Raw genomic sequence first — 252 nt, 5'->3', positions numbered from 1 at the left:
GCAACATGCGCCGCGCGTCAATCAACAAACGCTTGTCAGCGTCAATCAACATCGGCATCATCAACCTCGCCGCGACATTCTCATCTTGTTTGTCGCGCGTCTCTCATCCAGATTGTCGCGCCACAGGCTGGTACAACCTCAGCCGCCGGCACAGCGCAATCAGCTATTACTCGCCGATCCGCTACAAAGCCATGCATCGAAAAGAAATGCTCGCCGCTAGCGAGTTGCCCACCGCCGGCCGGCGTCGTGGTC

The 252-nt window shown here is 58.3% G+C and carries 1 protein-coding gene; it reads left to right on the top strand.

Annotated features, from left to right (window positions below; genetic code table 11):
* The coding region (locus tag GWC77_RS29405; protein WP_217283480.1) for a hypothetical protein at window positions 1-252 on the top strand (252 nt) is incomplete at both ends.

The organism is Paraburkholderia sp. NMBU_R16 (assembly GCF_013282575.1).
Lineage (GTDB): Bacteria > Pseudomonadota > Gammaproteobacteria > Burkholderiales > Burkholderiaceae > Trinickia.
This window is presented reverse-complemented; position numbering and strand designations above follow the sequence as displayed.